Origin of the sequence: Streptomyces sp. NPDC006551 (genome assembly GCF_040611675.1) — a bacterium.
Classification (GTDB): Bacteria; Actinomycetota; Actinomycetes; order Streptomycetales; family Streptomycetaceae; genus Streptomyces.
Map to the genome: position 1 here is coordinate 1 of NZ_JBEXOT010000042.1, position 24225 is coordinate 24225.

Sequence of the window (24225 nt, forward strand, 5' to 3'; positions counted from 1 at the left end):
GGCCCGCGTCGCCGAGTCTTCGCACCTGCCTGCGGTAGTGGGCGCACCCTCCGGCGTTCCACGGGTACAGGACTCCGCACGGGCATACGGCGACGGTCCGCCCGTGCGGCCGGCGTCCTCCGTCGCGTGGGGCGGCGCGCCGAGGGTGCTCACTCCTTCGGGTGATATCTCCGGAGGGTGTTCCCCGGTGGCCCGTGCCGTCGGGAGAATCGACGCGGCCGCAGGGGCGGGTCTGTGTGCCGCAGGGCTTTCGGGCGCCGTAGGGCCTCAGGAAGGGCCGTGCATGATCCGTACCAGGTCGTTGCTCTCCGATGGCTCGCGGCTTCGCCGGCTGGGCCCTCTCGCCCTCCCCACCCTCTGGGGTGCCGTCGCCGTCACCTGGAAACTCGCCTGTCCGCTGGCCCAGCAGCCGGGACTGGCGATGCGCATCGCGACCAGCGTCGTCTTCTTCACCGTCGGCACCGGGCTGATCCTCGGCATCCGGCGCGGCCTCGCCCGTGAGCTGGAGCGGGTGCGCGCCATCGCGCACGCCACCCAGCAGGTGTTGCTGCGCCCGCCGCCGCCCCGCCTCGACGGCCTCACCGTCGCGGCGGGCCAGCTCTCCGCCTCGCGAGGAGCGGCCGTCGGCGGCGATCTGTACGAGGTGATCGCCACGCCGTACGGGGTGAGAATCGTCATCGGAGATGTCCGGGGACACGGACTGGCCGCCCTCGGCGCGGTCGTCGCCGTGCTCGGCAGCTTCCGCGAGGCCGCCCACGACGAGCCGGAGCTCGGCGGTGTGCTGCGCCGCCTCGACCGGGCGCTGGGGCGGCATCTGCGCGAGCGCGCCCGTGACGAGCACCCCTCCCGCGCCGGGCGTGAGCCGGAGCATCCGGCGGCCGAGGAGTTCGTCACCGTCCTGCTCCTGGAGATCCGTGCGGACGGGGACGTGTACGCCCTCAACTGCGGGCACCCCGGTCCGTACCGGATCGGGGGCAGTGTCGAGGCCGTGCCGGTCGGCGACCCGATGCCGCCGCTCGGCGCATTTCCGCTGCCGGACGAGCTCTCCCCGTACGCCTGCACCCGGCTCCTGGCGGGCGAGGCGCTCTTCCTGCACACCGATGGAGCGGAGGACGCCCGCGACGGCGCCGGGCGCTTCTTCGCTCTGGAGGCCGTGCTCGCCCAGGCGGTCCGGGACGCCCCCGTTTCGCCCGCCGCGCTGGTCCGCCGGGTGCACACCGCGCTGCTGCGGCACACCGGCGGCCGACTCGCCGACGACATGGCGCTGTTGGTCGTCCGCAACGACCGGGCGCGGGTGCCGGCGCAGCCCGCCGAACCCGGGCTGCGCCGTACCCGGCCCGCACCCTCCCCTCACCGGTGAGCGACCGGTGAGGGACGGGTCCGGTCGGACGGCGCCACCCGTCCTGCCACGGAGTGTCGGGCAGATCGGCAGGGCGGGCGGCGCGGGACGGGCCACCGCACTGTACGAGGGGGAGCCGGCGGCCCGGTCGCCTTGCGGCGAGGCGCCCAGTCAACCGTCCACGGCCGTCCGGCGGCAGAGCGCGTGGACGGGAGAAACGGGCACTTCATTCACACCCCGTGCGAAACCGCCCTCCACTAATCTGGGCGGACCGAGCCACCGGAGGGGCCCATGCTGCCCAACACCCTGCTCGACGCCCTCCTCGACGAAGCGGGCATGTCGAACGCCGGTCTGGCCGCCCATGTGAACCAGGCGGGCCGCGTCCGTGGCCTCGCTCTGCGGTACGAACACACCGCCGTCGCCCGCTGGTTGAAGGGCCAGCGGCCGCGCGGCCAGGTCCCCGACCTGATCTGTGAGGTGCTCGCCGCCCGTCTGCGCCGGGCGGTCACCCTCGACGACATCGGTCTCGGCGTGCCCGGCGGCGCCGCCCCGGCCCACGGCTCACCGCTCTCGGGGTTCGTCGAGCGGGCCACCGCCCTGTGGCGCTCCGACGAGCAGCAGCGGCCGCACATACTCGGCGCGCAGGCCGTCACCGGTACGCCCGCGGTGATGCCCGTGTGGGAGTGGGAGAACCCGCCGGAGGACTCCGACGTCTCCCGTGACGGCCTGACCCGGGTCTCGATGGCCGACATCACGATGCTCCGCGCGGCCCGTGCCCACTACGAGCAGATGTACCGCAAAGCGGGCGGCGTCGCGACCAGGGTGCGGATCGTCGGCTTCCTCAACGCCGAGACCGCGCCGCTGCTGCGGGGGGCGTACAGCGACAGCCTGGGCCGGCAGCTGCACCGTGCCACGGGCGGTCTGGTGGCGGTGGCCGGGATCTGCGCGTACGACTCCGACGCGCTCGGGCTCGCCCAGCGCTACTTCCACCAGGCGCTGCGGCTCGCGAAGGCGAGCGGCGACCGGGGGCTCGGCGCCTATGTGGTCGCGCTGCTCGTCAATCAGTCGCTGTTCTTGGGGGAGTTCCGGCAGGCGGTGGCGTTCGCCGAGGCGGCGCTGCGGTCGGCCGGGCGGCAGATCAGCCCCGCGCTCGCCGCCGATCTCTCCGCGATGCAGGCGAAGGCGTACGCCCATCTCGGCGACGGTTCGGCGGCGCTGGCGTGCATCCGGCGGGCTGAGGCGGAGGCGGAGCGGATCCGTCCGGGGCATGAGCCGGCCGAGACCGGCTATGTCCAGCCGGGGCTCGTCAATGTGCAGGTCGCCGAGGCTCTGCTCAGTCTGGGTGATCTTCCGGCGGCGCGTGAGCACGCGGTGGCGGCCGTGGGGACACCGGCCCACGACCGGGGGCGGGTGCACCGGCTGGCGATGTTGTGCCAGATCGAGCTGCGGCAGGGGGAGGCCGACCAGGCGGCGCGGACGGCGGTGGAGATGACCGAGCGGGCCCGGGGGATGGAGTCGCAGCGGCTGCGCGACCGGCTGCGGCTGGTGCGGGAGCATCTCCTGGCGAGCGACTGCGCGGACGCGCGGGAGGCGGCCACTCTCATCGATGGGGCGCTACGCGTTCCCCTCTGACCCCGGGACTGCTGCCATATTGCCACCGACCAATCGGAAGGTGGCAGAAACGTGCAGTGGACGAAACTAAGCGAACAACCGGTCTATGAGAACCGCTGGTTCCGGGTGAACCTCGCGGACGTCGAACTCCCGGACGGCCGCCGCCTCGACCACTATCTGATCCGGCTCAGGCCGGTCGCCGTGGCGACCGTCGTCAACGAGGCCGACGAAGTGCTGATGCTCTGGCGCCACCGTTTCATCACCGACAGCTGGGGCTGGGAGCTGGCCGCCGGTGTCGTCGAGGACGGCGAGGACCCGGAGACGGCCGCCGCCCGCGAGATGGAGGAGGAGACGGGCTGGCGGCCCGGGCCCCTGCGCCACCTCCTGACCGTGGAGCCGTCCAACGGCCTCACCGACGCCCGGCACCACCTCTACTGGGCGGAGCACGCCACGTACATCGGTCCGCCCGAGGACGACTTCGAGTCCTCGCGGCGCGAGTGGATACCGCTCAAGCTCGTCCCCGACCTGATCGCCCGGGGCGAGGTCCCGGCCGCCAACATGGCCGCCGGGCTGCTGATGCTGCACCATCTGCGGCTCGGCTGACCGGCCCTCCGAGACCGGCCGCGGAAAGCCGAACGGCCCGTACCTGTGCGGGTGTACGGGCCGTTCGGGCCGTCGGTGCGTCGGGCGTGCCGATGGCGGCCCGAGCCGACGGAGTCTCAGGGGTACGGGTAGAAGCCCGAGCCGGTCTTGCGGCCGAGCCGGCCCGCGTCCACCATCCGCTGGAGCAGCGGGGGAGCGGCGTACAGCGGCTCCTTGTACTCGGTGTACATCGAGTCGGCGATCGAGGCGATCGTGTCCAGGCCGATCAGGTCGGCGAGCTTGAGCGGGCCCATCGGGTGGGCACAGCCGAACTCCATGCCGTTGTCGATGTCCTCGCGGCTCGCGATGCCCGACTCGAACATCCGGATCGCGGAGAGCAGGTACGGGACCAGGAGGGCGTTGACCACGAAGCCGGACCGGTCCTGGGCGCGGATCGCGTGCTTGCCCAGCACCTTCTCCGCGAAGATGTGCGCCCGGCTGATCGTGCCCTCGGAGGTGGTGAGGGCCGGGATCAGCTCGACGAGCTTCTGCACCGGGGCCGGGTTGAAGAAGTGGATGCCGATGACCTGGTCGGGCCGCGAGGTCGCCACGGCCAGCTTCACCAGGGGGATCGAGGAGGTGTTGGAGGCCAGGATCGCGTCCTGCCGGGTCACCACCTGGTCGAGCACCTGGAAGATCTCGGTCTTGACCTGCTCGTTCTCGACGACGGCCTCGATCACGAGATCGCGGTCGGCGAACTCGCCGAGGTCGGTGGTGAAGCTGAGGCGCGCCAGCGTCGCGTCGCGCTCCTCGTCGCTGATCTTGCCGCGTTCGGCGGCCTTCGCCAGCGAGTTGTAGAGCCGCGTGCGGCCGATCTCCAGCGCCTCGCCGGTGGTCTCGGCGACCTTCACCTCAAGACCGCTGCGGGCACACACCTCCGCGATGCCCGCGCCCATCTGGCCGCAGCCCACCACTCCGACGCGCTCAATGTCGGCCATGGAGTCCGTCACCTCGTGCCTTTCGCTCTTCTCTGGCGGCGGGCCCCGTGTGATTCCGGTGCGTCCGCCTCGACCCCACGACGTTACTCCGCCTGAGCGGATGATCGATCGTCCGGGGCGGGCATGCTCTGCCTGGATGGGTGTGACGTGTCCGACAGTTGAGGGGTGACATATGGGACCTATCGGCAGAAGAGGGTTCGTCGCGGGCACCGTTTTTGCGGCGTTCGCCACTACAGGTGGAGAAGGGGCGGGCGCGGCGGCCGGCGGCTCGCGCCCGGTCCGTGACTTCCGGGGCGTGTGGATCGCCACCGTCTCCAACCGCGACTGGCCCTCCCGCCCCGGCCTCACCGCCGACGAACAGCGGGCCGAACTCCTGGCCCACCTGGACATGGCCGTGGAGCGCCGGCTGAACACCGTGATCCTCCAGGTCAGGCCGACGGCCGACGCGTTGTGGCCCTCGCCGTACGAGCCGTGGGCGCAGTGTCTGACCGGGGTCCAGGGCCGCGACCCGGGCTGGGACCCGCTGCGCACGGCCGTCGCCGAGGCCCACGACCGGGGTCTCGAGCTGCACGCCTGGTTCAACCCGTACCGTGTGGCGCATCACACGGACCCGTCCCGGCTGGTGGCGGACCACCCGGCCCGGCTGCACCCGGAGTGGGTGCTGCCCTACGGCGGGAAGCTCTTCTACAACCCCGGCCTGCCCGAGGTCCGCGCCTTCGTCCAGGACGCGATGCTGGACGCCGTGCGCCGCTACGACATCGACGCGGTGCACTGGGACGACTACTTCTACCCGTACCCGGTGAAGGGCGAGGTCTTCGACGACGACGCCGCCTACGAGCGCTACGGCGGGGACTTCCCGGACAAGGCGGCCTGGCGGCGGCACAACACCGATCTTCTGGTCTCCGAGACGGCCGCCCGGATCAAGGAGATCAAGCCGGACGTCGCCTTCGGGGTGAGCCCCTTCGGGGTGTGGCGCAACGCCGCCACCGACCCGGAGGGCTCGGACACCCGTGGGGGCGTGCAGACCTACGACGACCTCTACGCCGACACGCGGAAGTGGATCCGGGAGGGCTGGATCGACTACGTGATCCCGCAGCTGTACTGGAACATTGGTCACCCGGCCGTCGACTACGCCAAGGCGCTTCCGTGGTGGGGCGCGGTGGTGCGGGGCACCGGCGTCGCTCTCCACATCGGCGAGGCGCTCTACAAATGCGGCGACCCGGCGCAGCCCGCCGCCTGGCACGACCCCCAGGAGCTGTCCCGCCATCTGACGCTCGCCGCCCGGTACCCGTCCGTCGGCGGCCACTGCTACTTCGCGGCGAAAGAGGTCGCGGCGGACCCGATCGGGGCGATGACCGCCGTGGTGGCGGACCACTACCCGACCAGGGCGCGTCCGCCGCGCCGGCGTTCCGGGCCGGAGTGATCGTGGTGGTGGTGTCGCAGTCGTCCTCGCCCCGGGGAGTCCGCGACCTGTCCGGGGGGTCTAGGACTTCTCGTGGTGACGCACGACGGAGTCGGGCCCCGGCGACATCAGGGCCTCGTGACCGTCGTCGTCGAACCGCACGCGGTAGGGGGGAGTGCCGTTCTCGCCCAGCACTTCCGTGATCTCGGCCGTACGGTCGTGCTGACCGACGGTCCGGCCGTGCATCAGCAGTTTGTCGCCCACGCTCGCCTGCATCGGGTGGCCTCCTCGCGGCCGGGCTTCTACAACGGAGTCTACGTCCGCCATTGTGACCTGGATCACCCCCCGCTGTCCTGTCGGCTCCGCGTGCTCAGCTCTTCGCCCGCTGCGTCACGGCGATGCAGACCAGGACCGCCACCGCGGCGATCGGGGCGGCGGGGGTGAGCCGCTCGCCGAGCAGGGACACCGACCAGACCAGGGTCATCAGCGGCTGGGCCAGCTGCAGCTGGCTGGCCTTGGGGATGCCGATCGCCGCCATGCCCCGGTACCAGACGTAGAGGCCGAAGAACGTCGATCCGGCGGCCACCCAGACCAGGCCCACGACGCCGTGGACGGTCAGGTGCACCGGTTCGAAGGAGAGGGCGACGGCCGAGCCGATCGCCATCAGGGGCAGGCAGAGGATCAGCGCCCAGCCGATGACGTGCCAGCCGGGCATGACCCGTGCGAGCCGGCCGCCCTCGGTGTATCCGGCGGCGCACACGAGCAGGGCGCCGAAGAGGTACAGGTCGCCCGTCGACAGGGCGCCACCGCTCTGCTGAAGCGTGAAGCCGATGACGACCGCCGCTCCGGAGACGGCCGCGATCCAGAACGTACGGGAGGGGCGGCGGCCGGTGCGGATCGCGGCGAAGGTGGCCGTGGTGAGCGGCAGCAGGCCGACGACCACGGCGGCGTGCGAGGTGGTGGAGGTCTGCAGGGCCAGCGTCGTCAGCAGGGGAAAGCCGACCACGACACCGCCGGCCACCACCGCGAGGCCGGCCCAGTGGCGCTGCTCGGGCAGGGGCACCCGCATCGCGAGCAGGAAGGCGCCCGCGATGAGCGCGGCGAGCGTGGAGCGCACGGCGACCAGGGACCACGGACCGAAGCTCTCCAGTCCCCAGGCGGTGGAGGGGAAGGTGAGCGAGAACGCGACCACACCCAGCGCGGCGAGGAGGGTGCCGCGGCCACGGGGCGGGGAGCCGGCCGCGGTGAGACCGTCCGCGGTGGGACCGGCCATGCTCGCGTCGGCGTCGGCGGTGGTCCGGGTCGGAGGGGCGTCGACCGCTATCGCACCGCGGGGAGTAGCGCTATTCTGTGCTGTCATGCAAGAGCGTAGCAGCGTGGCCGAACTGGCGAAATCCCTGAAGGCGGAGCTCAACCGCTACTCACCTGGCGGGAAGCTGCCGTCGAGCCGGGCTCTCGTCGAGCGCTACCGCGTCTCGCCGGTGACCGTCACCCGTGCCCTCGCCCAGCTCGCCGCCGAGGGCCTCGTCGTCACCCGCCCCGGAGCCGGCGCCTTCCGCGCCGAGACGCGCGCGCCGACGCCGGTCGTGGGCGACACCTCCTGGCAGGAGGTGACACTCAGCGCCGACACGGCCACCGAGCTGGTGCCGAGGGCCGTCGACGCCTCCGGGGTGCTGGTCACCCTCTCCGCGCCCCCGCCGGGCGTCATCGAGTTCAACGGCGGCTATCTGCACCCCTCGCTCCAGCCCGAGCGTGCCCTGGCCGCCGCCCTGGCCCGCGCGGGCCGCCGCCCCGGCGCCTGGGGGCGGCCGCCCGCCGACGGACTGCCCGAACTGCGCGAATGGTTCGCCCGCGCGATCGGCGGCACCGTCACCGCCGCCGAGATCCTCATCACCGCCGGGGGCCAGTCCGCCATCACCACCGCCCTGCGCGCCCTGGCCCCGCCGGGCACCCCCGTTCTCGTGGAGTCGCCCACCTACCCCGGCATGCTCGCGGTCGCCCGCGCCGCCGGCCTGCGGCCCGTCCCGGTCCCGGCCGACTCCGAGGGCGTACGCCCCGATCTGCTGGACGCCGCCTTCCGGGCCACCGGCGCGCGCGTCTTCGTCTGCCAGCCGCTCTTCCAGAACCCCACCGGAGCCGTGCTGAGCGGAGCGCGCAGGAGTGAGGTGGTGCGGATCGCCCGCGCGGCCGGCGCCTTCGTCGTCGAGGACGACTTCGCCCGCCGCCTCGTCCACGAGGACGCCGGGCCTCTGCCCGCGACCCTGGCCGCCGAGGACCCCGACGGTGTCGTCGTCCACGTCTGCTCCCTCACCAAGCCGACCTCCCCGAGCCTGCGCGTGGGCGCCCTGGCCGCCCGGGGCCCCGTCCTGGAACGTCTGCGCGCCATCCAGGTCGTCGACAGCTTCTTCGTCCCCCGCCCCCTCCAGGAGGCCGCCCTGGAACTGGTCGGCTCGCCCGCCTGGAGCCGCCATCTGCGCGCGGTGTCCCAGGAGCTGAAGAGCCGTCGCGACGTGATGACGGGCGCCCTCGCCGTCCACCTCCCCGAAGTCGCCCTGCCCCACATCCCCTCCGGCGGCTACCACCTCTGGCTCCGCCTTCCCGACGGCCTCTCCGAAGCCGATCTGCACGCCACCGCCCTGCGCACCGGTGTCGCCGCCGCCCCCGGCCGCCCCTACTTCTGCGCCGAACCCTCCGCCGGTCACCTCCGGCTCAGCTTCGCCGGAGTCGCGGGCCCCACGGAGATCGTGGAGGGCGTACGGCGGCTGCGGACGGCGGTCGACGAGCTGGCACCGTGAGCCGCGAGGGAGACCTCGCCACCGCCGACGCCCACGGTGTGTACGAGAAGGTCGGGTTCGAGCCACTGCGAGATCCGGGCAAATGGATGGCTCTCGGTCTCAACCGACCCTCCGGCCGCCCCCCGGCCCCGTGCGACGCGGCGCATATGCCCCCTTGACCTGCCAGGCCTCCGGCCTCACGATCGCGGCCATGGGTCTTCGGGTCACGCTCGTCGCAGCGGCGCGCAGCTCCTCCCTGCTCGCCGAGCGGTTCGACGACGACCGGCCGCTCGACGAGGCCGGCTGGTACGAGGTGCAGCTCGCCGCGCACACACTGGTCCCGCTCGGCGCGGCCGAGCTGCGCTACTGCTCCCCGACGCCGCGCAGTCGCGCCACCGGCACGGCCCTCGGCTACGCACCGCTCGCCCAGCCCGCCCTGCGCGACTGCGACATGGGCCGCTGGCGCGGTCTCACCCTCGCCGAGGTCGCCGCCCTGGAACCGGCCGCCGTCGACGCCTGGCTCACCGATCCCCGCACCGCGCCGCACGGCGGCGAGACCCTCCTCGCCTTCATCTCGCGCATAGGGGGCTGGCTCGACACCCGCCCGGCGGAGGACGGCGCCATCGTCGCGGTCGCCGAACCCGCCGTCGTACGGGCGGCCCTGGTGTACGCCCTGAAGGCGCCGCCCCTCACGTACTGGAGCGTCGACGTCCGCCCCCTGTCCACCGTCACCCTCACCGGCCGCCCCGGCCTGTGGCACCTCCGGCTCGCGGCGACCGCCGGCTGACGCGCGTACGTCCCCCTCCGCCCGGGCCATGCGCTCCGAGGCATACCGGAGACCGTTGGGCTCCCGGGCCGTCCCACCGCCGCCGACCGGCTAGCCTGAGACCACGATGAACCGTTTGACCACGTCATGGGGCGAATTCCCGCTCACCCGCTTCCCCGAGGACCCGCGCGACCCCCTCCGCGCCTGGGACGCCGCCGACGAGTACCTGCTGCGGCACCTGGCCGAGACGGAGACCGATCTGTCCGGCGCCGTCGCCGTCGTCGGCGACCGCTGGGGCGCCCTGGTGACCGCGCTGGCCGCCCGGCGGCCCGGCGAGCTGACCCAGATCACCGACTCCTACCTCGGCCGACGGGCGACCGCCGACAACCTCGCTCGCTGCGGGGTCGCCCCGGAGGCGGTCCGGCTGCTCACCACGCAGGACCCGCCGCCCGCGCGGATCGACGTCCTGCTCGTCCGCGTCCCCAAGAGCCTCGCGCTCCTGGAGGACCAGCTGCACCGCCTGGCACCGGCCGTGCACGAAGGGACCGTGGTCGTCGGCACGGGCATGGTCAAGGAGATCCACACCTCCACGCTCCGGCTCTTCGAGAGGATCCTCGGCCCCACCCGCACCTCGCTCGCCGCGAAGAAGGCCCGGCTGATCTTCTGCACCCCGGACCCCTCCCTGGAACGCGGCGCCAACCCCTGGCCGTACCGGTACGAACTCCCCGCCGACGCCCCGGCCGTCGCCGGCCGGACCGTGGTCAACCAGGCCGGAGTCTTCTGCGCCGACCGCCTCGACATCGGCACCCGCTTCTTCCTGCGGCACCTGCCCACGGGCCTCGGCCCCGCCCGGGTCGTGGATCTGGGCTGCGGCAACGGAGTCGTCGGCCTGGCCGTCGCGCTCGCCGAACCCGAGGCCGAACTGGTCTTCGCCGACGAGTCGTACCAGGCCGTCGCCTCGGCCGAGGACAACTTCCGTACCCACGCCGGAGCCGGCCGAGCGGCCGAGTTCCTGGTCGGGGACGGCACGGCGGACCTTCCGGACGAGTCGGTGGACCTCGTTCTGAACAACCCGCCGTTCCACAGCCACCAGGCCACCACCGACCGCACCGCCCGCCGGATGTTCACCGACGCGCGGCGGGTGCTGCGGCCGGGCGGCGAGCTGTGGGTGGTGGGCAACCGGCACCTCGGCTACCACATCACCCTGCGCCGGATCTTCGGCGCCTGCGAACTGGTCGCCGGCGACCCGAAGTTCGTGATCCTGCGAGCGGTCAAGACGGCCGAGGCGGGCGGGCGCGGCCCGCGCGGCTGAGCCCCCCCTTGGCGACGAACCCCGTCAGGCGAGGGAGACCAGTTCCCGGTACTCCTCGCTCCACAGGTCCTCGTCCGCGTCCGGCAGCAGCAGCACCCGTTCCGGGCGCAGGGCGTCGATCGCGCCCTCGTCGTGCGTGACCATCACGATCGCCCCCGGATACGTGCCCACGGCCGCGAGCACCTCGTCCCGGGAGGCCGGGTCCAGATTGTTCGTGGGCTCGTCGAGGAGCAGGACGTTGGCGCCCGAGTGGACGAGGCCGGCCAGCGCCAGCCGGGTCTTCTCGCCGCCCGACAGCACCCCGGCCCGCTTGTCGGCGTCGTCGCCACGGAACAGGAACGCGCCGAGCACCCGCCGGACCTCCCCGTCCGTCAGATGAGGCGCGGCGGCGGCGAGGTTCTCGCGGACCGTGCGGTCGGGGTCGAGCGTGTCGTGCTCCTGGGCGAAGTAGCCGATCCGCAGACCGTGGCCCCGCACCACCCGCCCGCCGTCGGGCTCCTCCCGTCCGGCGAGCAGACGCAGCAGCGTCGTCTTGCCCGCGCCGTTGAGGCCGAGCACGACGAGCCGGCCGCCCCGGTCCACGGCGAGGTCGACGCCGTCGAGGACCGGCCGCCCCTCCCCGTACGCCTTGGTCAGCGCGACGGCTCCGAGGGGCGTCCGGCCGCACGGAGCGGGCTCGGGGAGCCGGATCCGGGCCACCTTCTCGCTCCGGCGCACGGGTTCCAGCTCGGCGATCAGCCGGTCGGCGCGACGGGCCATGTTCTTCGCCGTCACGGCCGTCGCCACGTGCGCGCGCATCCGGTCCGCCTGGGCGTGCAGCGCCGCCGCCTTCCGCTCGGCGTTGGCGCGCTCGCGGGTGCGGCGGCGGTGGTCGGCGTCCCGCTGGGCGAGGTAGCCGGACCAGCCGGTGTTGTGGACGTCGATCGTGGCCCGTTGCGGATCCAGGTGGAAGACCCGGTTGACGGTGTCGGCGAGGAGGGACACGTCATGGCTGATGACCACCAGACCGCCTTGGTGGGCCGAGAGGAAACCGCGCAGCCAGCCGATGGAGTCGGCGTCGAGGTGGTTCGTCGGCTCGTCGAGCAGCAGGGTGCCCGCGCGGCCGTGACCGGCGAACAGGATCCTGGCGAGCTCGACCCGGCGCTTCTGGCCGCCGGAGAGCGCGCCGACGGGCCGCGTCATCACGTCGGCGGGCAGACCGATCCCGGCGGCGACCCGCGCGGCCTCCGCTTCGGCGGCGTACCCGCCGCGCGCCTCGAACTCAGCCTCGGCGCGGGCGTACGCCGCCATGGCCCGCGCGTCGGCCGCCTCGCCGAGCGCGTCCGCCGCGGCCCGCAGCTCGCGTACGGCCCAGTCGAGACCGCGCGCGGACAGGATCCGGTCGGTGACCGTGACGGTCGGGTCGGCGGCGCGGGAGTCCTGGGCGAGATGCCCGACCGCGCCGGTACGCGTGACGGTTCCGGCGGCCGGCGGGCGGACCCCGGCCAGGACGTCGAGCAGGGTGGTCTTCCCGGCGCCGTTGCGGCCGACCAGGCCGATGCGGTCGCCCGGGGCGATGTGGAAGGAGAGGCCGGCCAGCAACAGCCGACCGCCGGCGCGCACGTCGGCGCCACGAACGGTGATCATGGGTAACGCTCCGAACAGGCAAAAGGACACACGGGTGGCGTGGAAGCGGGTCCTTGAGCTAGGAAATTCGGGGCGTAGACATGTTTCCGAGGCTAACGGAGGCGTGTTGCTCCCCGCATCGGAGTTTCCGCGCTGCGCCGGAGCGCCGGCGGCGGCTCGGCACGACCGACGGGCCGCTCAGCCGAGGACGAGCGGGAGCCTCGGGGCGAGGTCGCCCAGCGTGGTCCGCTCCGTGTCGGTCGGCGTGCGGCGGCCGGTGCCGATCAGCAGCGCGTCCTCGTCGGAGAGCGAGGCGGGGAAGGGGCTCCCGGCGATCTTCTCCAGCGCCGCGCGCGCCGCGGCGAGGGTCTCGGCGGGCGGCGCGCCGGCCGAGGGGAGGTGCGCGATCAGATCGAGGTGGTGCAAGGTCCATTCGAGCACGTACGCGGACAGATAGTCGCCGACGGTCAGCACCTCGTCGCGGGTGCTGACGCGGACGGCGGGATCGGCGAGCTCGGCGGCGCGGCCCGCGGCCGAACCGACGTCGTCCAGGTGGAACTTGAGCCACCGCGGCTCGCCGTACGCGGCGGCCAGCCGCGGGATCAGCGCGTCGAGCGGGTCCTCGCCGGTCGGGGGCTCGACGAGGTTCCAGTAGGTGACCGCGTCCACGGTCGGTTCGGTCTCGGCGGGCGTGACCAGGGTGATCAGCACGTCCTGGGCGTCGATCACCAGGTGGCACACGAGGTCCCGTACGAGCCAGCCGGCACAGCCGGACGGCCGCTCGAAGTCCTCGTCCGGGAGGTCGGCGACCGCCGTGAGCAACGCGGTCCAGGAGCGCGAGAAGAGATCCACCGGGGCACGGTAGTGCCGGATTGGAACGGCGGACAGACGTCCCCGCCGTCGCGCGCGTCTCCGAGAAACTGACCGAGGTCACGTTCCCTCCTGTGACCGAGCGCTTCGGTCGGCCCAGAAGGCCGACCGAAGCGCTCACGCACGTCTGCGCTGCGTTGTTCAGCCGTGCTCCGGCTCCACCGGGAGCCACAGTTCGGCTTCGGCCTCGGTCCTGTCCGGCGACAGGCGCGTGCGCAGGATCTCAGGGCCGGGTCGGCCGCGGTACGGGTTCGACGGGAACCACTCGGTGAAGACGTCCCGCCACAGCTCCTGGATGGCCTGCGGCGCCGGCCCGGAGGTGGTGAAGACCGCCCAGGTGCCGGCCGGGACGGCCAACGTGGTCGTGCCCTCGGGCGCGGCCACGGAGGTGATCACGCCGTGGTGGTAGTCGAGTTCGGTGCCCTCGGCGCGGCTGGGATCCAGGTCGTCGCAGACCGCGACGATGCCGTGCGGCTCCTGGTCCGACAGCTTCTCCAGCCGCTCCAGGGTCCGCGGGTCGATCCCGCGGACGAAGTCCATGATCGCCTGGTTCGGCCCCGTGTGCACCAGCGGCACCCGGGCCTTGAGCCCGACGACGGTGAAACCCGCCTTGTCCACGACGCGGTATCGCATACTGCTGCTCCCTTCGATGGTGAGACGGAAGGCCATCCGGGACTGGGAGCTGAGCACGGCGCCGGTACGGCGGGCCTCGGCCGGTCCGATGCCGTGCATGGCACGGAACGCCCGCGCGAACGCCTCGCCTGAGCCGTAGCCGTAGCGCACGGCGATGTCCAGCAGCGTCTCGCGCCCCGCGAGTACGTCGGCGCCCGCGAGGGTGAGCCGACGGCGCCGGACGTACTCCGACAGCGGTATGCCCGCGAGCGCGGAGAACATCCGGCGCAGGTGGTACTCCGAGGTGGCCGCGATGCGCGCCAGCTCCTCCACGTCGAGATCCTGGTCGAGACGGCGCTCGATGTGCTCCAGAGCCTGGTTCAGCCGCTCCAGCATGCCCGGTCTCCTTCCTTTCGACGATCACCACGCTAGGCAGCGCCCACCATGCCGGACCCGACATCTTGTGCCCGATCAAGTCGGGTGCCTGAGGCGATCCCAACCGCTCGGAGACCGGCTGAAGGATTCCGTCACTGAGCCGGGCTCGAACTGCTTTGCATAAAAGTGCGGTGCCACGTATAGTCATGCCTTCCAGGAGGAGGATTTTCGATGACGGTACGAGCAGCAGTGGCAGGTGCGAGCGGATACGCGGGCGGAGAGCTCCTGCGTCTCCTCGTCGCCCACCCCCACGTCGAGATCGGCACCCTGACCGGTCACTCCAACGCCGGTCAGCGACTCGGCGGCCTCCAGCCGCACCTCCTGCCGCTCGCCGACCGCGTCCTCGCGCCCACCACGGCCGAGGAGCTGGCCGGACACGACGTCGTCTTCCTCGCGCTTCCGCACGGCCAGTCCGCCGCCGTCGCCGAGCAGCTGGGCCCGGACACGCTCGTCATCGACGTGGGCGCCGACTTCCGGCTCAGGGACTCCGCCGACTGGGAGAAGTTCTACGGCTCCCCGCACGCCGGGACCTGGCCCTACGGCCTCCCGGAGCTGCCGGGCGCCCGCGCCGCGCTGGAGGGGGCCAAGCGCGTCGCGGTACCCGGCTGCTACCCCACCGCGGTCTCCCTCGCGCTCTTCCCCGCGTACGGGAGCGGTCTCGCCGAGCCCGAGGCGGTGATCGTCGCCGCCACCGGGACCTCCGGCGCCGGCAAGGCCCTCAAGCCGCATCTGCTCGGCAGCGAGGTCATGGGCTCCATGTCCCCGTACGGCGTCGGCGGCGGCCACCGGCACACGCCGGAGATGATCCAGAACCTCAGCGCCGTGGCCGGGGAGCGGGTCGGCGTCTCCTTCACCCCGACCCTCGCCCCCATGTCCCGCGGCATCCTCGCCACCTGCTCCGCCAAGGCGAAGCCCGGCGTGACCGCCGAGACCGTACGGGCCGCGTACGAGAAGGCCTACGCGGACGAGCCCTTCGTCCATCTGCTCCCCGAGGGCCAGTGGCCGGCGACGGCGTCCGTCCAGGGCTCCAACGCCGTGCAGATCCAGGTCGCGTACGACGAGGCCGCGCACCGGGTCATCGCGATCAGCGCCATCGACAACCTCACCAAGGGCACCGCCGGCGGCGCGGTGCAGAGCATGAACATCGCCCTCGGGCTCCCCGAGGTCACCGGACTTTCCACGATGGGAGTCGCCCCATGAGCGACGTACGCGCGGCCGCCGGGCGGCAGTTGATGACGATGCCCGCGCCTGTGCGCCGCGTGGGCGGAGAAGCGAACGGAGAAGCACAGTGAGCGTCACCGCAGCGAAGGGATTCACGGCAGCGGGCATCGCGGCCGGGATCAAGGAGAACGGCAACCCGGACCTGGCCCTCGTGGTCAACACCGGGCCCCGTCGCGCCGCCGCCGGCGTCTTCACCTCCAACCGCGTCAAGGCCGCCCCCGTCCTGTGGTCCCAGCAGGTGCTGACCACCGGCGAGCTGGCCGCCGTGGTGCTCAACTCCGGTGGAGCCAACGCCTGTACGGGCCCGCAGGGCTTCCAGGACACCCACGCCACCGCCGAGAAGGTCGCCGAGGTCCTCAGCGCGGCCGGTACGGAGATCGGCGCGGGCGAGGTCGCCGTCGCGTCGACCGGTCTCATCGGGCTGCTGCTCCCCATGGACAAGGTCCTCTCCGGTGTCGAGAAGGCCGCCAAGGAACTCTCCGAGCACGGCGGCGAGAAAGCCGCCATCGCCATCAAGACCACCGACACGGTCCACAAGACGTCGGTCGTCACCAAGGACGGCTGGACCGTGGGCGGCATGGCCAAGGGCGCGGGCATGCTCGCGCCCGGCCTCGCCACCATGCTCGTCGTCCTCACCACCGACGCCGACGTGGCGAGCGCGGACCTCGACACGGCGCTGCGGCACGCGACGAAGCTGACCTTCGACCGGGTCGACTCCGACGGCTGCATGTCCACCAACGACACCGTGCTGCTCCTCGCCTCCGGCGCCTCCGGCGTCACCCCGGCGTACGAGGAGTTCGCCGAGGCGGTCCGGACCGTCTGCGACGACCTCGCCCGTCAGCTCATCGGCGACGCCGAGGGCGCCAGCAAGGACATCCGTATCGAGGTGATCAACGCGGCGACCGAGGACGACGCCGTCGAGGTGGGCCGCTCCATCGCCCGTAACAACCTCCTCAAGTGCGCCATCCACGGAGAGGACCCCAACTGGGGCCGGGTGCTCTCCGCGATCGGCACGACGCGGGCCGCCTTCGACCCCGACCAGCTCAACGTCGCCATCAACGGCGTCTGGGTCTGCAAGAACGGCTCGGTCGGCGAGGACCGCGACCTCGTCGACATGCGCTACCGGGAGGTCACCATCACCGCCGACCTCGCCGCCGGCTCCGAGTCCGCCGTCATCTGGGCCAACGACCTCACCGCCGACTACGTCCACGAGAACAGCGCGTACTCCTCATGACCGGTACCCGTAAGCACACCGCGCTCCCCAAGGCGCAGATCCTCATCGAGGCGCTGCCCTGGCTGACCCGGCACAACGGCAAGACCGTCGTCATCAAGTTCGGCGGCAACGCCATGATCGACGAAGATCTCAAGGCGGCCTTCGCCCAGGACGTCGTCTTCCTGCGCCACGCCGGTCTCAAGCCGGTCGTCGTGCACGGCGGCGGCCCGCAGATCAGCGCCGCGCTCGACCGGGCGGGCCTGGTCAGCGAGTTCAAGGCCGGACTGCGGGTCACGACACCGGAGGCGATGGACGTCGTACGGATGGTCCTCGCCGGTCAGGTCCAGCGCGAGCTCGTCGGACTGCTCAACCAGCACGGCCCGTTCGCCGTCGGCATGACCGGCGAGGACGCGCACACCATCACGGCCACCAAGCACCAGCCGGTCATCGAGGGCGAACAGGTCGACATCGGCCGGGTCGGCGAGATCACCGCCATCGAGACCGGCGCCATCGAGGCGCTCCTGGAGGACGGCCGCATCCCGGTCATCTCCTCCATCGCCCGTTCCCAGGACGACGGACATGTCTACAACGTCAATGCTGATACGGCGGCTGCGGCACTCGCTGCGGCGCTGGGCGCCGAGACCCTGATGGTCCTGACCGACGTCGAGGGCCTCTACGAGGACTGGCCGAACAGCGACGAGGTCATCAGCCGGCTCACCGCGAGCCAGCTGGAGAAGCTGCTGCCCGAGCTCTCCAGCGGCATGGTCCCCAAGATGGAGGGCTGTCTGCACGCCGTGCGCAACGGGGTCACCACGGCCCGCGTGATCGACGGCCGGGTGCAGCACTCGATCCTGTTGGAGATCTTCACCGACGAGGGCATCGGCACGATGGTCGTGCCGGACGGACAGGGGGAGCCGTGACCAACGAGGAACTGAGCCTGCGGTGGCAGGGCTCGCTGATGGACAACTACGGCACGCCCCGGCTGTCGCTCGTCCGCGGCGAGGGCGCCAAGGTCTGGGACGCGGACGGCAACGAATACCTCGACTTCGTCGGCGGCATCGCCGTCAACGCGCTCGGCCACGCCCACCCGGCGGTCGTCGAGGCCGTGTCCCGGCAGGTCGCGTCCCTCGGGCATGTCTCCAACCTCTTCGTCGCCGAGCCGCCTGTCGCCCTCGCCGAGCGGCTGCTCCAGCTCTTCGGCCGCCCGGGCCGGGTCTTCTTCTGCAACTCGGGGGCCGAGGCCAACGAGGGCGCCTTCAAGATCGGCCGGCTGACCGGCCGCACTCACATGGTCGCCACCGAGGGCGGGTTCCACGGCCGGACCATGGGCTCCCTCGCCCTCACCGGCCAGCCCGGCAAGCAGACCCCGTTCCTGCCGCTGCCCGGCGACGTCACGCATGTGCCGTACGGAGACGTGGAGGCCCTGCGGGCCGCGGTCACCGAGGAGACGGCGTTCGTGATCATCGAGCCGATCCAGGGCGAGAACGGCGTCGTGGTCCCGCCCGTCGGCTACCTCCGGGCCGCCCGCGAGATCACCCGCGCCACCGGCACCCTCCTCGTCCTCGACGAGGTACAGACGGGGGTCGGCCGGTGCGGCACCTGGTTCGAGTACCAGGGCCACGACGGCGTCGACCCCGACATCGTGACCCTTGCCAAGGGTCTCGGCGGCGGTCTGCCGCTCGGCGCGACCGTCGCCTTCGGCGAGGCGGCCGAGCTGCTCAGGCCCGGTCACCACGGCACCACCTTCGGCGGGAACCCGGTCGCCTGCGCCGCCGGACTCGCGGTCCTGGACACCCTCGCCGCCGACGGAACCCTCGACGAGGTCAAGCGCCTCGGCGAGAAGCTCCGCGACGGAATCGAGGATCTCGGTCACCCTCTGGTCTCCCACGTCCGCGGCGCGGGCCTCCTGCTGGGTATCGTGCTCACCGAGTCCCTCGCACCCCAGGTGCAGCAGGCGGCTCAGGACGCCGGCCTCCTGGTGAACGCGCCCGCTCCCGATGTCGTACGGCTCATGCCGGCACTGATCATCACGGACGCGGAGGTGGACGCCTTTCTGGAGGCGCTTCCGGGCGTCCTCGACGGAGCGGTGAACGGGGAAGGACGAACCGGAGAATGAGACGACGATGACCGACGCGCAGGAAACCGAGAACTGGGGGTCCCCCCAGGCGGAGCCTGGGGCAGGGCCGTCCGTTCCGCAGACCCGCACCGCACGCCACCGCAGGATCGTCGACATCCTGAACCGGCAGCCGGTCCGCTCCCAGAGCCAGCTGGCCAAACTCCTCGCGGACGACGGGCTGAGCGTCACCCAGGCGACGCTCTCCCGCGACCTCGACGAGCTGGGCGCGGTGAAGATCCGCAACACGGGCGGCGAGCTGATCTACGCGGTGCCGAGCGAGGGCGGGTTCCGCACCCCGCAGGCGCCGCTCGGCGAGTCCGCCAAGGAGGAGCGCATGCGGCGCCTCTCCGGCGAACTGCTGATCTCCGCCGAGGCCTCCGCCAACCTGGTGGTGCTGCGGACCCCGCCGGGGGCCGCCCAGTTCCTCGCGTCGGCCATCGACCAGGCCGAACTCCACGCGATCCTCGGCACGATCGCGGGCGACGACACCCTGCTCCTGATCTCCCGCGACCCGGTGGGCGGCCAGGCGCTCGCCGACCACCTGCTGCGCCTCGCGCAGAAGGAGAGCTGACGGAGAGTCGACGGCGGTTCAGTACCGGGTGATCGCCGTCCGGCCGTCCCGCGTGCCGATCGCGATGTGGGGGCGTCGCGCCGGGTCGGCCCAGACCAGGATCCGGCGCATCGCCTCCGCCGGTACGGACACACAACCGGCCGTCGCGCCGCGCCCGTTGACGTGGAGGAAGATCCCGGCGCCGCGCCCGCGCACGGGCTCGTCGTAGTTGAAACCGATCACCAGGGCGTGTGCGTACCGCGCGCCGTACGAGACGAGGTGCTCGGCCTCGGTCGCCCGGCAGTCCCTCGGGAGCCCTTCGACCCAGCGGTTGTACGCACGCGAGTCGTTGTCCTGGCACCACCAGGACCGGTCCGTGACGCGGGCGAAGGGTGAGCGCGTCCGGGGTGGCGGGGGCTTGATCCCGAAGGCGTACGGAAGGTCGTAGAGCCCGGCCGGTGTCGTGTCTGTACCCTGCCGGCGCCGGTCTCCCTCCACCAGCCCGTTCGCGCCGAACCTGGCCGGCGCGGAGCCCGCCTCGACCCACCGTCCGCCGCGCCGGTCCCACCAGGTGACGGTCCCGGTGGTGGACCCGGCGTCCGGCGCCTCGGCCGTGATCAGCTGCGTACCGCCGCCCGTGTCGGCCATCCGCGCGGGCAGCGGGTCGTCACCCTTCACCGGTGGGACCGCCATGAGCAGGGCTGACGCGAGGACGAGAGCGGAGCGCATGCTCCGGACCGTACGCGCACCGCGCCCGAGGCGCCGGTCCGACGCGTCCGAATGGTCAGTCCGTGCGTGCCGGCAACGGGAGCGGCAGCGCCGGCAGGCCGTCCAGGCTCACCCCGACGTGCTCCTTCTTCGCGCAGTACGCCGCGAACTCCTCGTCGGTCTTGCGGGCGAAGTGCTCGGCGTGCTGTGTGCGCTCCTCGCGGTAGTCCATGAACGGGACGGCGAATCCGCACGCGTCACTGATCCGCCGGGCGTGGATCACGACGATGGCGCGGGCCGACGGCCCGTCGACGTCCTTGAAGTACGGGATGTACTCGGCCCAGCGCGGATCGTCCCGGAAGATCGCCTCGCCCTTGCCGTGCACTCGCAGCACCTTCGGAGGACCGCTGAACGCACACCACATCAGGGTGATCCGGCCGTTTCCCTCCTCGCGCAGATGGGCGACGGTCTCGGCACCACTGCCGCCGAAGTCCAGGTAGGCGAGGGTCAGTTCGTCGATGACGACGAGCGTGCCCATGCGGCCCTTGGGGGAGAGGCTGACGTGCCCGTCGCCCGTCAGCGGGGCGGTGGCGGTGAAGAAGACCGGCTGCCGCTCGATGAAGTCCCGTATCCGGCCGTCGATGCGTTCGTATTTTTGACCCATGGCCGCATTATCGGCCCGCCCGTCGTGCGTGGGACGGGAAACGGTAGCGGTCGCTCGCGCCCAGATTGACGAATCATGCAGACCTCTGCATACTTATACCCATCACCGCCTGCACCCGCCCGTAAGGAGAACCCCGTGACCGAGCGTGTCGTACTCGCCTACTCGGGCGGCCTGGACACCTCCGTCGCCATCGGCTGGATCGCCGAGGAGACGGGCGCGGAGGTCATCGCCGTCGCCGTGGACGTCGGCCAGGGCGGCGAGGACCTGGACGTCATCCGCAAGCGCGCGCTCGCCTGCGGTGCCGTCGAGGCCGAGGTCGCGGACGCCAAGGACGAGTTCGCCGACGAGTACTGCCTTCCGGCGATCAAGGCCAACGCCCTCTACATGGACCGCTACCCGCTGGTCTCCGCCCTCTCGCGGCCGGCCATCGTCAAGCACCTCGTCGCCGCCGCCGAGAAGCACGGCGCCGGCACCGTCGCCCACGGCTGCACCGGCAAGGGCAACGACCAGGTGCGGTTCGAGGCCGGAATCCAGGCCCTCGGACCGGACCTGAAGTGCATCGCCCCGGTCCGTGACTACGCCATGACCCGGGACAGGGCGATCGCCTTCGCCGAGAAGGCGAACCTGCCGATCGCGACCAGCAAGAAGTCCCCGTACTCCATCGACCAGAACGTCTTCGGCCGCGCCGTCGAGACCGGCTTCCTCGAGGACATCTGGAACGCGCCGATCGAGGACATCTACGAGTACACCGCGAACCCGGCCACTCCGCGCGAGGCCGACGAGGTCGTCATCTCCTTCAAGGAGGGCGTCCCGGTCGCCGTCGACGGCAGGCCCGTCACCGTCCTCCAGGCGATCCAGCAGCTCAACGAGCGCGCCGGTGCCCAGGGTGTCGGCCGGATCGACATGGTCGAGGACCGGCTCGTGGGCATCAAGTCCCGTGAGGTCTACGAGGCTCCCGGCGCGATCGCCCTGATCACCGCCCACCAGGAGCTGGAGAACGTCACCGTCGAGCGCGAACTGGCCCGGTACAAGCGGCAGGTCGAGCAGCGCTGGGGCGAGATGGTCTACGACGGCCTGTGGTTCTCCCCGCTCAAGCGCGCCCTCGACGGCTTCATCAACGAGGCCAACCAGCACGTCAGCGGCGACATCCGGATGACCCTGCACGGCGGCCGCGCCGTCGTCACGGGCCGCAGGTCCGAGGAGTCGCTGTACGACTTCAACCTCGCGACCTACGACTCGGGTGACACGTTCGACCAGTCCAAGGCGCAGGGCTTCATCGACATCTTCGCGCTCTCGGCGAAGATCGCCGCGCGGCGTGACCTCGCGTAAGCACGACTCGTTCCACAGCCGCCTCCCTGTATCTCCGCGGCAGGGAGGCGGCCGTACACCCACCCTCTTGAGGAGCAGTAGCTGTGAGCAGCAACAACGGTGACGTCCGGCTCTGGGGCGCCCGGTTCGCCGACGGCCCGGCCGAGGCCCTGGCGAAGCTGTCGGCCTCGGTGCACTTCGACTGGCGCCTCGCGCCGTACGACATCGCCGGTTCCCGCGCCCACGCGCGCGTGCTCCACAAGGCGGGGCTGCTCACCGAGGACGAGCTGACGCGCATGCTCGCCGGCCTCGACCAGCTCCAGGCCGACGTGGCCGACGGCTCCTTCGTCGGCACCATCGCCGACGAGGACGTGCACACCGCCCTGGAGCGCGGCCTCCTGGAGCGCCTCGGCCCGGACCTCGGTGGCAAGCTGCGCGCCGGCCGGTCCCGCAACGACCAGGTCGCCACCCTCTTCCGGATGTACCTGCGCGACCACGCCCGGATCATCGGCGGCCTGATCGCCGACCTCCAGGACGCGCTCGTCGGCCTCGCCGAGGCACACCCGGACGTCGCGATGCCGGGCCGGACGCACCTCCAGCACGCCCAGCCGGTGCTCTTCGCCCACCACGTCCTCGCCCACGTCCAGTCCCTCTCGCGGGACGCGGAGCGGCTGCGTCAGTGGGACACCCGTACGGCCGTCTCGCCGTACGGTTCCGGCGCCCTGGCCGGCTCCTCGCTCGGGCTCGACCCGGAGGCGGTCGCCAAGGACCTCGGCTTCGAGCGCGGCTCGGTCGGGAACTCGATCGACGGCACGGCCTCGCGTGACTTCGTCGCCGAGTTCACCTTCATCACGGCGATGATCGGCGTGAACCTCTCCCGCATCGCCGAGGAGATCATCATCTGGAACACGAAGGAGTTCTCCTTCGTGACCCTGCACGACGCCTTCTCGACCGGGTCGTCGATCATGCCGCAGAAGAAGAACCCGGACATCGCCGAGCTGGCCCGGGGCAAGTCGGGCCGTCTGATCGGCAACCTCTCGGGCCTGATGGCCACCCTGAAGGCGCTGCCGCTCGCGTACAACCGCGACCTCCAGGAGGACAAGGAGCCGGTCTTCGACTCCTGCGACCAACTGGAGCTCCTGCTCCCCGCCTTCACCGGCATGATGGCCACGCTCACCGTCAACCGGGAGCGGATGGAGGAGCTGGCCCCGGCCGGCTTCTCGCTCGCGACCGACGTCGCCGAGTGGCTGGTGAAGAAGGGCGTGCCGTTCCGGGTGGCGCACGAGGTCGCCGGCGAGTGCGTGAAGGTCGCCGAGGCGGAGGGCAAGGAGCTGGACGACCTCACGGACGACCAGTTCGCGAAGATCTCCCCGCACCTGACCCCGGAGGTCCGCACGGTCCTCAACGTCCCCGGCGCCCTCGCCTCCCGCGACGGCCGCGGCGGTACGGCCCCGTCGGCGGTCGCCGCCCAACTGGTGGAGGTCAAGGCGGACCTGGTGATCCAGCACGCCTGGGCCGACGCCAAGAAATAACCGCCGAAGAGTCCGTCACAGCGCCGCCGCCCACTCCGCGAGCGCGTCGAAGTCCGGCCGGAGCAGTCCGAGTCGGGGATCGACGTGCAGCAACAGGGCGGCGGCGAGGTGGTTCCGGTCCACGTACTCGTGGTCGTACGGCGTGATGTCGTCGTCCACCCAGGCGAAGGGCCGCCCCTTCGCGTACTCAAGGATGTACTGGGTCTTCCAGAACGTCCCGCGCGGGGCGGCCCCGTGCATCTTCGGCCAGTCGATGAACGGCAGCTCGGGGAGCCCCAGGTGGGGCCCTATCCACTCGTTCGCCTCACCCTTCCAGGTCGTCGCCCAGACCAGCTCGTACGCCTCCGCCAATGCGCGCAGCTCGCCGCCGTGCGCGGGGTCGAGCCACACCCGCAGCGGCTTCGTCTCGAACCAGCCGCCCGGCCGCATCCGGTGCGTCGTGTACCCCTCGGGGCGGCGCTGAGCCTTGGCCGCGTAGGGATTCAGCGGTCCGTCCACGTCGATGAGCAGCAGCGGCTTCGTCATGCGCACAGCATTCCTTCCGTGCCTCGCTGAGGCGTCGAATTACCGAATGAGACATTGATGTCTCATTCGGTGTATGGTTGTC

At 72.0% G+C, this 24225-nt stretch carries 23 protein-coding genes; 14 read left to right on the top strand and 9 right to left on the bottom strand.

The features are described from left to right. Positions 1-283: 283 nt before the first annotated feature. The 3 genes from ABZY12_RS27910 to ABZY12_RS27920 all read left to right on the top strand — a co-directional run bounded on the left by ABZY12_RS27910 (position 284) and on the right by ABZY12_RS27920 (position 3553). The gene (locus ABZY12_RS27910; RefSeq protein WP_356895033.1) at positions 284-1360 is read left to right on the top strand and encodes a PP2C family protein-serine/threonine phosphatase; all 1077 of its coding nucleotides are present in this window, start codon (positions 284-286) and stop codon (positions 1358-1360) included. Positions 1361-1630: 270 nt separating this feature from the next. After that, positions 1631-2971, top strand: coding sequence for a transcriptional regulator (locus tag ABZY12_RS27915; RefSeq protein ID WP_356895035.1), 1341 nt, complete (start codon positions 1631-1633; stop codon positions 2969-2971). A 51-nt stretch (positions 2972-3022) separates the two neighbouring features. Then, entirely contained in the window at positions 3023-3553 is a 531-nt protein-coding gene (locus ABZY12_RS27920) for an NUDIX hydrolase (protein WP_356895037.1), read from the top strand. A 116-nt stretch (positions 3554-3669) separates the two neighbouring features. Here ABZY12_RS27920 and ABZY12_RS27925 read toward each other — a convergent pair whose 3' ends face one another. Beyond that, positions 3670-4530, bottom strand: a complete 861-nt coding sequence (locus ABZY12_RS27925; RefSeq protein WP_356895039.1) for a 3-hydroxybutyryl-CoA dehydrogenase — start codon at positions 4528-4530, stop codon at positions 3670-3672. Between the two features lie 172 nt (positions 4531-4702). Here ABZY12_RS27925 and ABZY12_RS27930 point away from each other — a divergent pair, with 172 nt between their 5' ends. Beyond that, positions 4703-5953, top strand: a complete 1251-nt coding sequence (locus ABZY12_RS27930; protein WP_356895041.1) for a family 10 glycosylhydrolase — start codon at positions 4703-4705, stop codon at positions 5951-5953. Positions 5954-6013: 60 nt separating this feature from the next. On the opposite strand, the gene ABZY12_RS27935 is transcribed toward ABZY12_RS27930, so the two are convergent. Together ABZY12_RS27935 and ABZY12_RS27940 are read right to left on the bottom strand one after the other, a co-directional pair. Further along, entirely contained in the window at positions 6014-6208 is a 195-nt protein-coding gene (locus ABZY12_RS27935) for a DUF1918 domain-containing protein (RefSeq protein ID WP_356895043.1), read from the bottom strand. Between the two features lie 94 nt (positions 6209-6302). After that, entirely contained in the window at positions 6303-7292 is a 990-nt protein-coding gene (locus ABZY12_RS27940) for a DMT family transporter (RefSeq protein ID WP_356895045.1), read from the bottom strand. Between ABZY12_RS27940 and ABZY12_RS27945 the strand changes: the two genes are divergently transcribed. From ABZY12_RS27945 to ABZY12_RS27955, 3 genes are all read left to right on the top strand, one after another. Next, on the top strand, positions 7291-8727 hold the full coding sequence (locus ABZY12_RS27945; RefSeq protein ID WP_356895047.1) for a PLP-dependent aminotransferase family protein: 1437 nt from the start codon (positions 7291-7293) through the stop codon (positions 8725-8727). The two genes, ABZY12_RS27940 and ABZY12_RS27945, sit on opposite strands and share 2 nt — an antisense overlap. Before the next feature lie 190 nt (positions 8728-8917). Next, the gene (locus ABZY12_RS27950) at positions 8918-9493 is read left to right on the top strand and encodes a histidine phosphatase family protein (RefSeq protein ID WP_356895049.1); all 576 of its coding nucleotides are present in this window, start codon (positions 8918-8920) and stop codon (positions 9491-9493) included. Between the two features lie 106 nt (positions 9494-9599). Next, the gene (locus tag ABZY12_RS27955; protein WP_356895051.1) at positions 9600-10784 is read left to right on the top strand and encodes a methyltransferase; all 1185 of its coding nucleotides are present in this window, start codon (positions 9600-9602) and stop codon (positions 10782-10784) included. A gap of 24 nt (positions 10785-10808) precedes the next feature. Here the strand turns inward: ABZY12_RS27955 and ABZY12_RS27960 are convergent, their stop codons facing one another. The 3 genes from ABZY12_RS27960 to ABZY12_RS27970 all read right to left on the bottom strand — a co-directional run bounded on the left by ABZY12_RS27960 (position 10809) and on the right by ABZY12_RS27970 (position 14267). Then, complete coding sequence (locus ABZY12_RS27960; RefSeq protein ID WP_356895053.1) at positions 10809-12410, bottom strand: ABC-F family ATP-binding cassette domain-containing protein; 1602 nt, start codon at positions 12408-12410, stop codon at positions 10809-10811. Positions 12411-12587: 177 nt separating this feature from the next. Next, on the bottom strand, positions 12588-13241 hold the full coding sequence (locus tag ABZY12_RS27965) for a maleylpyruvate isomerase N-terminal domain-containing protein (protein ID WP_356895055.1): 654 nt from the start codon (positions 13239-13241) through the stop codon (positions 12588-12590). Between the two features lie 159 nt (positions 13242-13400). Beyond that, positions 13401-14267 carry an AraC family transcriptional regulator gene (locus ABZY12_RS27970; RefSeq protein ID WP_356895057.1) on the bottom strand — a complete coding sequence of 289 codons (867 nt, stop codon included), beginning with the start codon at positions 14265-14267 and terminating at the stop codon, positions 13401-13403. Positions 14268-14477: 210 nt separating this feature from the next. Here ABZY12_RS27970 and argC point away from each other — a divergent pair, with 210 nt between their 5' ends. The 5 genes from argC (at position 14478) to ABZY12_RS27995 (ending at position 19427) form a co-directional block, all read left to right on the top strand. After that, entirely contained in the window at positions 14478-15506 is a 1029-nt protein-coding gene (gene argC, locus ABZY12_RS27975) for an N-acetyl-gamma-glutamyl-phosphate reductase (RefSeq protein WP_356895059.1), read from the top strand. A gap of 88 nt (positions 15507-15594) precedes the next feature. Further along, positions 15595-16761, top strand: a complete 1167-nt coding sequence (gene argJ / locus ABZY12_RS27980; RefSeq protein ID WP_356895061.1) for a bifunctional glutamate N-acetyltransferase/amino-acid acetyltransferase ArgJ — start codon at positions 15595-15597, stop codon at positions 16759-16761. Continuing rightward, entirely contained in the window at positions 16758-17660 is a 903-nt protein-coding gene (gene argB, locus ABZY12_RS27985) for an acetylglutamate kinase (RefSeq protein ID WP_356895063.1), read from the top strand. Before argJ ends, argB begins: the two co-directional genes overlap by 4 nt. Continuing rightward, positions 17657-18856 carry an acetylornithine transaminase gene (locus ABZY12_RS27990; protein WP_356895065.1) on the top strand — a complete coding sequence of 400 codons (1200 nt, stop codon included), beginning with the start codon at positions 17657-17659 and terminating at the stop codon, positions 18854-18856. Before argB ends, ABZY12_RS27990 begins: the two co-directional genes overlap by 4 nt. Positions 18857-18863: 7 nt before the next feature. Continuing rightward, positions 18864-19427 carry an arginine repressor gene (locus tag ABZY12_RS27995; protein WP_356895067.1) on the top strand — a complete coding sequence of 188 codons (564 nt, stop codon included), beginning with the start codon at positions 18864-18866 and terminating at the stop codon, positions 19425-19427. A gap of 18 nt (positions 19428-19445) precedes the next feature. Here ABZY12_RS27995 and ABZY12_RS28000 read toward each other — a convergent pair whose 3' ends face one another. Then, positions 19446-20135 (bottom strand): L,D-transpeptidase family protein, encoded by a 690-nt coding sequence (locus tag ABZY12_RS28000; RefSeq protein WP_356895069.1) that lies wholly within the window; start codon positions 20133-20135, stop codon positions 19446-19448. Between the two features lie 55 nt (positions 20136-20190). Continuing rightward, complete coding sequence (locus ABZY12_RS28005; protein ID WP_356895071.1) at positions 20191-20778, bottom strand: pyridoxamine 5'-phosphate oxidase family protein; 588 nt, start codon at positions 20776-20778, stop codon at positions 20191-20193. 135 nt (positions 20779-20913) lie between these two features. On the opposite strand from ABZY12_RS28005, the gene ABZY12_RS28010 reads away from it, so the two are divergent. After that, a complete protein-coding gene (locus ABZY12_RS28010) occupies positions 20914-22107 on the top strand; it encodes an argininosuccinate synthase (RefSeq protein ID WP_356895073.1) in 1194 nt (397 codons plus the stop codon). An 83-nt stretch (positions 22108-22190) separates the two neighbouring features. After that, on the top strand, positions 22191-23618 hold the full coding sequence (gene argH, locus ABZY12_RS28015; protein ID WP_356895075.1) for an argininosuccinate lyase: 1428 nt from the start codon (positions 22191-22193) through the stop codon (positions 23616-23618). Between the two features lie 15 nt (positions 23619-23633). Here argH and ABZY12_RS28020 read toward each other — a convergent pair whose 3' ends face one another. Then, positions 23634-24143, bottom strand: a complete 510-nt coding sequence (locus tag ABZY12_RS28020; RefSeq protein WP_356895077.1) for an HAD domain-containing protein — start codon at positions 24141-24143, stop codon at positions 23634-23636. Positions 24144-24225 lie beyond the last annotated feature (82 nt).